This is a genomic window from Vibrio ezurae NBRC 102218 (assembly GCF_000467185.1).
In the GTDB taxonomy this organism is placed as follows: Bacteria; Pseudomonadota; Gammaproteobacteria; order Enterobacterales; family Vibrionaceae; genus Vibrio; species Vibrio ezurae.
On the sequence record NZ_BATM01000008.1, the window covers coordinates 21,231 to 33,923 of the forward strand.

The 12,693-nt window shown below is 44.0% G+C and carries 16 protein-coding genes; 10 read left to right on the forward strand and 6 right to left on the reverse strand.

All coding sequences use genetic code 11. The annotated features are described in order from the left end of the window. Positions 1 to 62: 62 nt before the first annotated feature. Positions 63 to 221, reverse strand: coding sequence for a hypothetical protein (locus VEZ01S_RS16805; RefSeq protein WP_021712696.1), 159 nt, complete (start codon positions 219 to 221; stop codon positions 63 to 65). Between the two features lie 321 nt (positions 222 to 542). Between VEZ01S_RS16805 and htpX the strand changes: the two genes are divergently transcribed. The 10 genes from htpX to VEZ01S_RS03910 all read left to right on the forward strand — a co-directional run bounded on the left by htpX (position 543) and on the right by VEZ01S_RS03910 (position 8,684). Then, the gene (htpX, locus tag VEZ01S_RS03865) at positions 543 to 1,418 is read left to right on the forward strand and encodes a protease HtpX (protein WP_021712697.1); all 876 of its coding nucleotides are present in this window, start codon (positions 543 to 545) and stop codon (positions 1,416 to 1,418) included. 202 nt (positions 1,419 to 1,620) lie between these two features. Beyond that, positions 1,621 to 2,043, forward strand: coding sequence for a nuclear transport factor 2 family protein (locus VEZ01S_RS03870; protein WP_021712698.1), 423 nt, complete (start codon positions 1,621 to 1,623; stop codon positions 2,041 to 2,043). Beyond that, positions 2,040 to 2,822: an SDR family NAD(P)-dependent oxidoreductase gene (locus VEZ01S_RS03875; RefSeq protein ID WP_021712699.1), complete on the forward strand. Its 783-nt coding sequence runs from the start codon at positions 2,040 to 2,042 to the stop codon at positions 2,820 to 2,822. The genes VEZ01S_RS03870 and VEZ01S_RS03875 overlap by 4 nt, the downstream gene beginning before the upstream one ends. Beyond that, positions 2,819 to 4,114 carry an NAD(P)/FAD-dependent oxidoreductase gene (locus VEZ01S_RS03880; RefSeq protein WP_021712700.1) on the forward strand — a complete coding sequence of 432 codons (1,296 nt, stop codon included), beginning with the start codon at positions 2,819 to 2,821 and terminating at the stop codon, positions 4,112 to 4,114. The genes VEZ01S_RS03875 and VEZ01S_RS03880 overlap by 4 nt, the downstream gene beginning before the upstream one ends. Beyond that, on the forward strand, positions 4,111 to 4,872 hold the full coding sequence (locus tag VEZ01S_RS03885; RefSeq protein WP_021712701.1) for a DUF1365 domain-containing protein: 762 nt from the start codon (positions 4,111 to 4,113) through the stop codon (positions 4,870 to 4,872). Before VEZ01S_RS03880 ends, VEZ01S_RS03885 begins: the two co-directional genes overlap by 4 nt. 25 nt (positions 4,873 to 4,897) lie before the next feature. After that, positions 4,898 to 6,136, forward strand: a complete 1,239-nt coding sequence (locus VEZ01S_RS03890) for an SAM-dependent methyltransferase (RefSeq protein ID WP_021712702.1) — start codon at positions 4,898 to 4,900, stop codon at positions 6,134 to 6,136. A gap of 7 nt (positions 6,137 to 6,143) precedes the next feature. Further along, a complete protein-coding gene (locus tag VEZ01S_RS03895) occupies positions 6,144 to 6,683 on the forward strand; it encodes a DUF2878 domain-containing protein (protein WP_021712703.1) in 540 nt (179 codons plus the stop codon). Continuing rightward, complete coding sequence (locus VEZ01S_RS03900) at positions 6,664 to 7,227, forward strand: chalcone isomerase family protein (protein ID WP_021712704.1); 564 nt, start codon at positions 6,664 to 6,666, stop codon at positions 7,225 to 7,227. The genes VEZ01S_RS03895 and VEZ01S_RS03900 overlap by 20 nt, the downstream gene beginning before the upstream one ends. A gap of 2 nt (positions 7,228 to 7,229) precedes the next feature. Next, the gene (locus VEZ01S_RS03905; RefSeq protein WP_021712705.1) at positions 7,230 to 7,766 is read left to right on the forward strand and encodes a DUF3833 domain-containing protein; all 537 of its coding nucleotides are present in this window, start codon (positions 7,230 to 7,232) and stop codon (positions 7,764 to 7,766) included. 108 nt (positions 7,767 to 7,874) lie between these two features. Next, a complete protein-coding gene (locus VEZ01S_RS03910; RefSeq protein ID WP_021712706.1) occupies positions 7,875 to 8,684 on the forward strand; it encodes an alpha/beta fold hydrolase in 810 nt (269 codons plus the stop codon). A 28-nt stretch (positions 8,685 to 8,712) separates the two neighbouring features. Here the strand turns inward: VEZ01S_RS03910 and VEZ01S_RS03915 are convergent, their stop codons facing one another. The 5 genes from VEZ01S_RS03915 to elyC form a co-directional block, all read right to left on the reverse strand. After that, positions 8,713 to 9,039, reverse strand: coding sequence for a putative signal transducing protein (locus tag VEZ01S_RS03915; protein ID WP_021712707.1), 327 nt, complete (start codon positions 9,037 to 9,039; stop codon positions 8,713 to 8,715). 12 nt (positions 9,040 to 9,051) lie between these two features. Continuing rightward, complete coding sequence (locus VEZ01S_RS03920) at positions 9,052 to 9,738, reverse strand: TVP38/TMEM64 family protein (RefSeq protein WP_021712708.1); 687 nt, start codon at positions 9,736 to 9,738, stop codon at positions 9,052 to 9,054. Between the two features lie 152 nt (positions 9,739 to 9,890). Then, the gene (purR, locus tag VEZ01S_RS03925) at positions 9,891 to 10,907 is read right to left on the reverse strand and encodes an HTH-type transcriptional repressor PurR (RefSeq protein WP_021712709.1); all 1,017 of its coding nucleotides are present in this window, start codon (positions 10,905 to 10,907) and stop codon (positions 9,891 to 9,893) included. Positions 10,908 to 11,068: 161 nt separating this feature from the next. Then, on the reverse strand, positions 11,069 to 11,719 hold the full coding sequence (torD, locus tag VEZ01S_RS03930) for a molecular chaperone TorD (RefSeq protein WP_021712710.1): 651 nt from the start codon (positions 11,717 to 11,719) through the stop codon (positions 11,069 to 11,071). Between the two features lie 80 nt (positions 11,720 to 11,799). After that, complete coding sequence (elyC, locus tag VEZ01S_RS03935) at positions 11,800 to 12,567, reverse strand: envelope biogenesis factor ElyC (protein ID WP_021712711.1); 768 nt, start codon at positions 12,565 to 12,567, stop codon at positions 11,800 to 11,802. Positions 12,568 to 12,693 lie beyond the last annotated feature (126 nt).

The following is a 12,693-nucleotide window of genomic DNA, read 5'->3' on the forward strand; positions in this document are numbered from 1 at the left end:
GCATAAAAAAACGCCCATTAGTGGGCGTTTTTATTAAAAAAGAACAGCGCTGAGTGTCTGTATTAGGCGTCTGTAGCGACTTGTGACTGCGCCTTGATGACTTGTTGTTCAATGGTCGGCATCTTTTCAAGCCCAAGTGCTTCTAAGGCTTCTTCCTTACTCATCCCTAAATGGCAACGAAGCATATCCAACGCCATTTCATGATTTGAACCCTCTTCCATAACCAACTCCTTTTGTTAATAAATGGTTAATAGTTAAATTCTATGCTTAATATTTATACTCATACATTGATTTTAAGCAAGATAGTTTGATAAAAAATGCGTCAAGTTTGGCTCAAGGTCTCATTATTGTAGCAATTTGTTACTGCTATTAAGTTTGCGCGGCGGATGCACCTGTATACAATGTGCAGATCAAGATAGCTTGTCCTCAAAAGGTCAGTGTTGTTTGCTGAGCACGGGGAACAAAGAGCGTTTTTCTTTGTCTACAGTATCGATTAAAACCCATAATTACATAGATTTAGCTTCTTATTTTGGAGAACTCTGATGAAGCGCGTAGCGTTATTTTTACTGACCAACCTTGCTGTGATTGCAGTATTGAGTGTGGTATTAAACCTTGTATATGCCTTTACCGGTATTCAATCCGGTAGCCTTTCTGGTTTGCTTGTGTTGGCTGCAGTGTTTGGTTTTGGCGGATCTATTATTTCTTTGATGATGTCCAAAGGCATGGCGCTTCGCTCTGTGGGTGGACAAGTGATCGAAAGCCCTCGCAATCAAACAGAGCATTGGCTGTTAGAAACGGTTTCTCGCCAAGCACAACAGGCGGGTATCGGTATGCCAACGGTAGCGGTCTATGACTCGCCAGATATCAATGCTTTTGCGACAGGCGCAAAGCGTGACGACTCACTAGTGGCCGTGTCTACAGGTTTGCTACATAGCATGACGCAAGATGAAGCCGAAGCGGTACTGGCCCACGAAGTCAGCCACATTGCAAACGGTGACATGATCACCATGACCTTAATGCAAGGTGTGGTGAATACCTTTGTTATTTTCCTTTCTCGTTTTATTGCCAACATTGTGGCAAACAACAATAACGATGAAGGAGAGGGCGGTTCTAACATGATGGTGTACTTTGGTGTGTCTATGGTGCTAGAGCTGGTGTTTGGCTTTTTGGCGAGCTTCATCACTATGTGGTATAGCCGCAAACGTGAGTTTCATGCTGATGCTGGCGCGGCCGAATTGGTCGGTAAGCACAAAATGATTGCCGCTCTTGAGCGATTGAAAACCAGTCATGAGCCTCAACTGGAAGGTTCTATGATGGCATTTGGTATTAACGGCAAAAGCTCACTGACTGAGCTACTGATGTCGCACCCACCATTGGACAAGCGTATTGAAGCGTTGAGAAACACTCAAAACTTCTAACCCTATTGCGTGTTGGCAATATGCGAAATAAAAAAAAGCTTGGTGTAAAAACCAAGCTTTTTTTTGATCTTAATTCACCCAAGTCACGTAGTTAAGGAGAGCAAGGTACTCTACCTTTATATTTGGCACTGCAAAAAGTGCTCAAAAAACAGGTATTAAGCGTATAGGAAAGGACTTCTTAAACGGTGATTAGGAATAGACCATGAGCATTGATAGCGTTGCAGATGTATACCAAAAATTGACCAAAGAGACATTGAGCGATTTAACGCAGATTTATCATCAAGATGTCATCTTTGAAGATGCGGTACATAAGTTAAATGGCTGGGAAGCCCTGTCTTTATACTTTGAAAATCTTTATCAAAACGTGATTGATTGTCGCTTTGAGATTGAGAGCAAGCATCAAACGGGCGAAGCGGGTTTTATTATTTGGACCATGCGTTTACGCCACCCGAAATTAAGAGGCGGCAGTGAGGTGGCCGTTAAAGGCATTAGTCATTTGCAGTTTAGTGACGGTAAGATCATTCACCACAGAGATTATTTTGATATGGGTGAAATGCTGTATGAAAACTTACCTATTTTGGGGTCTGTGGTTAAAGCGATCAAAAAGCGCATGGGTGAGTTATGAGTGCGCTTCTCATCACTGGCGCGACCTCTGGCATAGGAGAGCAGCTGGCTTATGACTATGCTCAAACTCATGCCGAACACAATGCCCAATCCGATGCACTAGAAAATGCCCAGCCTAAGCGGGTTATCTATGTGTGCGGTCAAAACCAAGCCAAATTAAATGCCCTTGCGGCATTGGGGGAACATGTCATTCCCCTTAACTTTGATATTACCGATTTAACCGCCTGTAAAGAGGCGCTCTATTCATTAGACCCTGTTCCGAGCACATGGATCTTAAATGCAGGAAGCTGTGAATATATTGACGATGGCGTGATGGATGCTGCACTTCTGGCAAGAGTCATGCAGATAAATGTAGTGGGACTAGCGAATACGATTGAGGCGGCGCAACATCATTTTACCGCGGGTCATCACTTGGTAGTGATGGGGTCAATTGCCAGTGAATTAGCACTACCGAGAGCCGAAGCGTATGGCGCCTCTAAAGCGGCGGTCAGTTATTTAGCTAGGACACTGGCGCTGGATTTATCCAAAAAAGATATTTTGGTCAGCACGGTTTTTCCCGGGTTTGTAAAAACGCCTCTCACCGATAAAAACGATTTCCCAATGCCGATGATGATCAGCGCAGAACAAGCCTCAAAAGCAATTCAAAAGGGCATTGCCGACAAAAAAGCACACATCTATTTCCCAAAACGTTTTACATGGATTTTAAGACTGCTTGGCAGCTTGCCGTATTCCATACAGCAACGCCTATCAAGCAAACTGATTAAGGATAACGCCGAATGAAAATTGCAATTATTGGCACCGGGATCTCTGGTTTAACCTGTGGCTATCATTTACATAAAACGCATGATGTCACTTTATTTGAAGCCAACCATTATATTGGTGGGCACACCGCAACCGTGGATGTTGAAGTCGATGGAAAGCCCTATAGCGTGGATACGGGGTTTATCGTCTATAACGACAGAACCTATCCCAATTTTATTAAAATGATGAATGAAATTGGCGTGCGCGGAAACCCAACTGAAATGAGCTTTAGTGTGCGTAATGACCGTAATGGATTAGAGTATAACGGACATGGTATCTCGAACCTGTTTGCGCAAAAACGCAATTGGCTAAACCCTAAATTTTACCGCTTTATCTTAGAGATTTTACGCTTTAATCAATTAGCGAAAGCGTTTGCCGCTGATGACTCAGTGCAAGATGACACCTTAGGCGATTTTTTAAATCAGCATCAATTCAGCGAATATTTTTGTGAGAATTACATCTTGCCAATGGGCGCAGCCATTTGGTCATCTACGCTTGCGGATATGCGCGCCTTTCCACTGTCATTCTTCCTGCGCTTTTTCTTAAATCATGGTTTGTTGGATATTAAAAATCGTCCGCAGTGGTATGTGATTGAAGGCGGCTCTAGGGCTTACATAGAACCGTTAATTGCAGGTTTTGCCGATAACATTCACCTTAATTCACCCGTTGAAAAAGTCGTGAGAAGCGAGAATGGGGTGCGTATTTTGGTCAAAGGGCAATGGCAGCATTTTGATCAGGTGATTTTTGCCTGTCATAGCGATCAGGCATTGCGCATTTTAGGGGAAGAGCGCACAGAGACTGAGTCCGATATTTTAGGCGCGATGACCTATCAAGCCAATGAAGTGGTATTGCACACCGATACCCGTTTATTACCTAAGCGTACTAAAGCGTGGGCATCTTGGAATTACTACTTAGAAGGTGCAAGCGATCAAGAAGCTCGTTTACCGACCTTAACTTATGACATGAATATACTGCAACACATTCAGTCATCGCATACCTTTTGCGTTTCGTTAAATAACAGCCCCAATATCGACAAAGACAAAGTTTTAAAATCCTTTGTTTATCACCATCCGGTTTTCACCCGTGAATCCATTGCCGCGCAGCAGCGTAGCTCTGAGGTGCAAGGTCAAAATAACACGTGGTTTTGCGGCGCATATTGGCGCAATGGTTTTCATGAAGACGGCGTAGTGAGTGCATTAAATGTGGTGGAAGCGATTGAGAAAAGGTTGCCTGCCACTTCACGAGATTTGCAACAAAAGGGCGCGGCATGAATACCTCCTCAGCACAGCAAGTCACAAGCAGTGCCATCATGGTTGGTGAGGTCAGACATCGACGTTTCTCACCGGTAAAACACGCACTGAATTATCCTTTGTTTATGCCCAGTATTGATCTGGATGAACTCCCCAGCTTAAAGAAATCCGTATGGGGTTTTGGGGAGCGCTGGTGGCATTGGGCTCGGTTTTCTCGTCGTGATTATTTAGGAACAGGCTGTCTTAAAAAAGCGGTGCAAGACAAAGTATTTTCGCTAACAGGAGAGAGGCTGTCAGGCAAAGTTATCGCGGTGGTGCATCTTCGTTATCTAGGCATCTATTTTAGTCCAGTAAATTTCTATTATGTGTTTGATGAGCAAGGACAATGGCGAACTTTACTGGCCGAAGTGAGTAATACGCCGTGGAATGAGCACCATTACTACGCCATTGATGCCTGTGAAGGTGAGCACGGGCAAAACTGGCAGCATGACAAAGCATTTCATGTATCGCCTTTTAATCCTTTAAATCAACAATATGTCTGGAAACTCAAACCTTTATCTCAGCGCTTGATGGTGCATTTAGAGTGCCATCGACAGGGGAAAGAGTTTGATGCGACGTTATCCATGAAAGCTCAGCCATTTAATTCAAAAAATTTGTTAAAGCAATTGATCTCAACGCCAATAATGGCAGTAAAAGTACTGACAGGTATTTATTGGCATGCTTTTAAGTTGTGGATAAAGAAAGTGCCTTTATATCCCCATCCGGCCAAAAATAAATAGAAGATGAAGCAGGAGGCTTTTTGCAATGTATAACTCTCAATCTTTAGTGATAGAAAAGGAATTCTCGCCATTACAACGCTCTGCCAGAGCCATGGTGTTTAAGCAGTTGCAGAACTTAAAGCACGGCTCTTTAACCATTGTTGAACGTTTCGACTCATACTCATCGGTGCAGAGTTTTGGTAAAGAAACTCATGCACTTACGGGTTGCATTGAAGTATTGCATCCGGATTTTTATTCACGAATGCTAAGTGGCGGTAGCATAGCCGCGGCTGAAGCCTATATGGATGGTTGGTGGGAGAGTGCTGACTTAACTGCGGTCACTCAAATTATGGCGTTGAATCTTAATGCCCTTGACCAACTCAACAGCAAACAGAGCGTATTGACTCGCTTAGCCTACAAAGTCGGGCACTGGTTAAATCGTAATACTCAGGCAAATTCGAAAAAGAATATCCATGCTCACTATGACTTAGGGAATGATTTATATCATCGTTTCCTTGATGAAAACATGCTGTATTCAGCGGCCCTTTATCACAGCGCAGAAGACAGTTTAGAGCAGGCCCAAGTCAATAAAATGGAAAGGCTATGCCAACAATTACAACTTGGTGCGGGTGACTCTGTCATTGAAATTGGCACGGGTTGGGGAGGCATGGCGATTTACATGGCGCAAACCTATGGCTGTCATGTCACCACCACGACTATCTCGCAAGAACAATTCTCATACGCTGAGCTGCAAATCAAACAGGCAGGTCTTAGCGATAAAATTACTCTGCTACAACAAGATTATCGTGATTTGGAGGGGCAGTACGACAAGCTTGTTTCTATTGAAATGATTGAAGCGGTGGGGCGTGAGTATTTGCCGTCATACATCGAAAAGTGCCAAGCCCTACTCAAACCTGGCGGCTTGATGGCGATTCAAGCGATCACCATTGCTGACCAACGATTTGAATCCTATAGCCAAGGGGTCGATTTCATTCAAAAGTATATTTTCCCCGGTGGATTTTTGCCTTCGGTTTCCCATTTACTGCAACAAACCACTCAATACAGCCAGTTGGTTGCCCAAGATCTGCATGATATTGGGTTAGATTACGCGCGCACCTTAAAGCAGTGGCGACATCGTTTTGAGCTGGCGAAAGGCGAATTATCTGAGTGTGGCTACGATGAACGGTTTATGCGTATGTGGCGTTATTATCTGTGTTATTGCGAAGGTGGCTTTTTAGCGCGCCGAATTAGCACGGTACATCTTACATTCAGAAACCCTATGTAGGCTTGTTATGAATAAGACACTATTACTGACGTCAATTTGGTTTCAATGCTTGTGGTTCTTAGCGGTTGTGGGCCAACAAAGTACGCAATTGCTATTGCTAGTGTGTGTGGTTGCCACTGTCGTGTTCTCTTATCGGTATCGCGGGATACCGTTAAGTTGGTTGTTGATGATAGTCAGTGCCGGCGTAGCGATGGACATCATGCATGGCGTGACAGGGCTATTTGTGTTTGCATCACTGCCAACCGCAGGCATACCTTTATGGCTGGCGTTATTATGGGTTAGCTTTGCTTGGTATGCCTATCATATGCGTGCTCTTTTGATCCGTTTTCCTTTTGCCATCGTATGTATGGTAGGAGCGTTGGGAGCGGCAAGCAGTTACTTTGCAGGTTTGCAATTAGGTGCGGTGCAGTGGCCTTATTCACATGCAATGACGTTTGTGATTGTTGCATTGGAATGGGCATTCATTTTCGCACTGATTATCTACTCCTTAAACGTATTGGAAAAACGACGTCATGGAGTAAAAGCACATGAGACTCGTCCAAGCTAAAAGCGTCTTACTAAGTGGTATTGTGTTTATTTGTGCATCCGCCTTTGCGGCGCCAAGTAAAAGTACTTCAGCACAATGGGAACAATGGCAGACATGGCCTAAGGTCGGTTCGGCAGATTTAAATTTTATGTTTTTTGATGTGTACACCTCAGAGCTTCGCTCTCCAAAAGGGCAATATCAAGTCGGTAATGATTTATCCCCACATCCTGTGGCATTAGCCATCACCTATGAACGTAACATTTCTAAGCAACATCTACTAAAAGAGACTCAAAAGCAGTGGGCGCATCTTGGCTATAGTCATCAGCTATCCACACAGTGGCTTGAAAATTTGGGCCGTATTTACCCTGATGTCGCCCTAGGCGATCAGCTGGTGTACATCAGTGATGGGCTCTCAGGGGCATTTGTGTACATACAAAAAAATGGCATCGCACAAATGCGTGGCGAGATCACCGATGAAGCGCTCAATGATGCTTTTCTAGCTATCTGGCTGTCACCAAACACTGAATACCCTAAACACAGACAGCAACTTATAGGGATGAATTGATCATGAGAAAAATATGGAAAGCGTGGCTATTGGGTGCGGTATTTTCCCTTTGTATTATCGGGTGCACTGCCGATGTTAAGGAGTATCAAGGCGAAGGTCCTGATTTTGACTTATTTGGTTACTTTGACGGGAGCGTCACAGCGTGGGGCATGGTGCAAGACCGAAGTGGCAAACAGACAAGACGCTTTGAAGTCGCGTTAAGCGGACGCATAGTTGGCGATACTCTCACCTTACATGAAGATTTCGTGTTTGCCGATGGTGAACAATCCACTCGTATTTGGCGCATCACCCGTTTACAAGATGGCACCTATGAAGGAAAGGCCGACGATATTGTTGGCGTAGCCAAAGGGCAAGAAGTTGGCAATGCACTGCGCTGGCGCTACGACTTTACGTTACCTAGAGGGGAGTCGAGTGTCGTCGTGCACTTTGATGATTGGTTGTATCGTCAGGATGAACGTCATGTCTTTAATTTGACGTCAATTCGTAAGTTAGGGATCGAATTTGGCACACTGACGCTTTTTTTCCAGAAAAATCCTTAGCTTGCGTTTGCGCTCACTATTTGTTACAAAATCTGCAAGGAGGGCAATCAGGCGCTCCACAATTTGTGTTACCATCAGACATTCTTGTCTCTACGTTTAGTGTGATCAATGACCGCTGTTGCTGAATCTAATCCAATGTTATTCCACAAAACCTATCACCATCCTGATTCTCAGGAGTGGGTGGTGTTTGTGCATGGCGCAGGTGGCAGTTCATCCATTTGGTTTAAGCAAATTAAAGCGTATCGAGAACATTTTAATGTCTTATTGGTGGATTTACGTGGTCATGGTAAATCGAACACCTTATTTCAAGATATTATCAGCAAACGTTATACCTTTGAGTCGGTAACAAAAGACATATTGCAGGTGTTGGATCATCTGAAAATTAAGTCAGCGCATTTTGTTGGCATGTCTCTGGGCACAATTATTGTGCGTACCTTAGCCGAACTGGCCTCTGAGCGAGTTAAGTCAATGGTATTAGGTGGCGCTGTAACTCGTTTTAATACTCGTTCACAGATACTGGTGAAAATGGGGGATTTGTGTAAGAACATTATCCCTTATATGTGGCTATACAGTTTGTTCGCTTGGATTGTTATGCCTCAAAAAGGGCAAGTTGAATCCCGCCTAATGTTTGTGCGAGAAGCGAGAAAGCTGTGCCAGAAAGAGTTTAAACGTTGGTTTAAACTGGCCGCTGACGTGAACCCCTTGATGCGTTACTTTAAAGATAAAGAGCTGGACATCCCCACGTTATATTTAATGGGGGACAAAGACTATATGTTCATCAAACCGGTAAAAGAAATGGTTTCAGTTCATCAAAATAGCCAGTTGGTAGAAATTGAAGACTGTGGACACGTGTGTAACGTGGAAAAGCCGTTAGAATTTAATCAGAAATCGATTGAATTTATCCGCTCTCAAAGCTGATCTTGCGCATTTTATAGTGTCATTCTTTTTAGATTAATAAGGCATCATTAGTCTGGCTTGAACCACATTGCCAACACAGTGCAAACTGTCCTTCATTTATCTCATTGCAATGATCACAGCGCCAACTTGGCGCATGCTGATGCCTGCTCTCAAACTCATCAATCAGTGCCTTCGCTTGTGGCTGCTTGTGTTCATCAAGCAACCAAAGGTAGGGAAGACTGCTGTCATCCATAGGCAGCTCACCTTGCAGGCCAAATAGCCCTTCACCACGCACTTCTACGTCAATACGATGACTGCGCAAAAGCTCGCACAGAATATGAGCTTGCGGTGGGTTTTGAGCAACGTAGAGCTTCATACATATCCTTGTTTATGCAGGGCTTGAGCCATTTTGCGGGCGAAGTTTACCCATGATCCATTTTGCAATCAGCGGGAATAATCCTAGCAGAGCAAAAGAGGCCAACACCGCTGGTGAGACAATGCCAGACAAACTGTCTATTTCAGCCAGTTGTGTGCCAGCATTGAGGTAAACCATAGTCCCGGCTAACATCCCTAACTGACTAAAGACATAGTATTTCACCACCGAGATAGGTGTTAACCCCATTAGCAGATTGATCAAGAAAAATGGAAATACAGGGATCAAACGCAGCGAGAATAGATAGAAAGCACCATCACGTTCAACGCCTTTATTGATGGCGTCCAATTTCGAACCAAACTTTGCTTGAACCCAATCACGTAAAAGATAACGGCTACTTAAAAAGGCCAGTGTGGCGCCAATGGTGCTGGCAAAAGACACCAATAATAAACTCGTCCAAAAGCCAAATAATGCAGCCCCAAGCAAGGTGACTACCGCCGCCCCAGGAATAGAAAAGGCGGTCACAAACACATAGCCGATAAAGTATATGGCGGCTGATAAAATGAAGTTATCTTCAATGTGAGTATTTAGTGCGAGCTGCTGAGCTTTAGCATTTTCTAAGGTGAAATACTGACCGAAGTTGACGCCGAGTAAAACAATAGAAATGACTAAAATTAGCCCGATTATCAATTTCTTATTCATGAGTACATCCTTATTATCTTGAGTAAGTATAGAGACAGGCAGAGTAATAGAAAACTTTCATAACGATTTATCTTTGTTTAGTGATCACGCACAAAAAAGGCCAGAAGTCGGTAAACTTCTAGCCTGATATTTGGGGCACTATCGCGTGGCGTTTAGTCTGCGTTTAGATTTCTTACGCTAGAGCGCGCCACCAATTCTGGGTGCATTTCAAAGATGCGACGGTCATGCTCTTTGTTTTTGATACGCTCAAGTAAAATTTCAAAGGCGGTTTTACCAACACGACGTTTAGGTTGGTGTATTGTGGTCAGCGGCGGCGCAAAATAGCCAGCAAGATCGATATTATCGTAGCCAATCACTGAGATATCTTCAGGAACAGCAATGCCATGTTGAGTTAGACGGCTAATTAAGCCCAATGCCATAATATCATTGAAGCAGAAAATCGCTGTTGGACGTTCGTCCTTGGCAAGAGCCACCAATTTATCAGCGGTTTCAACCGCAGTATCACATTCGAAATTACCTTCAAAAATATAGTTCTCGTTGAAGGCGATATCAGCTTGAGACAAGGCTCTTTTATAGCCCGACATACGCTCGATGCACGCCAGCTTCTCAGCCTGTCCTGTAAGACAACCAATTTTTTGGTGACCGTTTTCGATAAGGTATTTAGTCGCTAGGTAGCCACCTTCTTCAGAGTTATCGATGATCTTATCTGCCGACGATGATTCTGGGCCCCAATCCATTACTACTTTTGGAATACCAGGATGAGAATCCAGCATTTCACGCAACTCTTCGGTCAAGTCTGAGCACATGACCAGTATTCCATCAACGCGTTTTTCTGCAAGCATACGGATATAATCGCGTTGTTTCTCGTATAGGCCGCCCGTATTACACAGGATTAGCGTGTAACCTTGACGATAACAATAACTCTCAACACCGTCGACCACCTCGGCAAAGAATGGGTTGGTGGATTGGGTGACTAACATGCCAATGGTTCTAGTGCTGTTGCATTTTAAGCTACGAGCAACCGCACTAGGCGCATAGTTGAGCTCTTTTACAGCTTCCATGACACGTTCTTGTGTTGTTTCAGCCACAAAACGTGTTTTATTGATAACGTGTGAAACTGTAGTGGTAGAGACACCAGCCAGTTTAGCGACGTCTTTTATGGTTGCCATAGGAGACCTTGTTAATAAGAGTTAGGGTATAAATGCAGTCAATTATAGAGTAAATACCTGTCAATAATTCGACTGCAAACGATTGCGGGGGAGTCTAGCCATAAATGAAGAAGCTGACAACGCATTTATGAAGATAATGTGAATCTATTTCTTACAGCCTGTTATTTTTCGTCACTGAGGTACAAACAATCAATTTCACAGAAGTTAACCAACAATTCGGCGACCGCAGAGTAGAAGCCAAATTCATCATATTGAGTGCAGTTTTCTGAAAACTGTGGAATCCAACTCAGTAGATGCTGTTCAATAAAGAGCTTTTGTTCGTTAAGCGCCGCATCTAGGTGCGCTTGTTTTTCTAACTGATTGGAGCGAATGATTAAATTGCCGATAAAATCGAGCTCGATGGCAAGGTGGTCAGCAGGTTCATTAAAACCTTTATCCACCTCTATACCGTGCTCAAGCATAATTTGCGTCATTTTTTGCGCAGGAGCGCCGTTGAGCAGTTTGTTCTCTTCTAGGTAAAGAGAGGCATAGGGAAGGGCTGCGTGTTTATCAGAGGTGAGAAATAAGTCGCAGAAGTCGGCCGATAACTCTAATTGAGCGTCTTCGCGCTGTTGCAGTTTATCAAGTGCTGTTAAAAGGCGGGTGGCGGAGGCAAACAGAGACTCGTTTTCAGCAAGCCCCTGAATAAAGCCTCTTACTGCGGGGGTTTGGTAGGCAATGAGATCGTCTTGTGTCAGCTCTTTGGAGAACAGACTTGAAAACCACCAGTAAATTTCGGCTCGCTGTTCGTTAAACTGTTTCAGTTCTTGCATCCTTTACCTCATTAATGTGTCGCCTAAACGACTGTCAATAAGCGGTATCTCCCTATCGATATGCTTAAATTATGAGACAGTTATTTAGCACTGACAAGGTCACGAATGCTTTTCCACCATTTGCCCATAGTTTCATGCCAATAACGCTCAGTCTGCTCCAAATATCGGGCTTGTGGGGTGTATTTTTCCCATGCCTGATTGATGTTGGATTGAGCTAAGTAATTGGTTGGTGCTGGAATTGGGGCTAAACCTGCGCTGTGAAACTCACGTAACGCTCGTTCCATATGACTGGCGGAAGTCACTAAAGCCATATGCTGCTCACCGACAAAGCTTGCCGCCTGTCGGGCTTCTTCCCAAGTATCTTGCGCGGTTTCTAATAAAACAATGTCAGACTTTGCCACCCCAAGTGCCAGCGCTACAGTGGCCATCATACGCGCTTGGCTCATTTCTGAACCGCCATCATAGCCGGATAAAATTAATTTTGCCCCAGGGTACATACGCAAGATACGAATGCCTTCACTAAGGCGCATTAACGCGGTGCGACTCAACTCGGAGGTCGGCGGAATTTGTGGATCAATTACATGCCCACTGCCTAACACCATCACATAGTCTAAGCTTTCTGCAGGGGGTAAAAAGGCCGTGTATTTTCGTTCCAACGGTTTAAGAAGCGAAGTAGAAATAGGTTGGAATGAAATAGCAAAAATGGCCGCTAAAGAAATAAAAATGAAGATGCATCCCGATTTATGTTTACGGGTAAACATCACCAAAGCAAGCCCAAAGAAGCCAATGAGTAGCATTGCGGGCAGTGGCATAAGGAAGACAGTAATGATTTTTTTCAATTCAAACATATTGGGTTAAACCATTTCCTAAGTTCTGTAGGGTAAATTGGTGTCACGAGTTAAAATGTCGTGTTTTGGTCGGTTTTTTAGTCGATCGGAGGGGCAAATCGACAACCGCTCTTTATTCTTGACGTC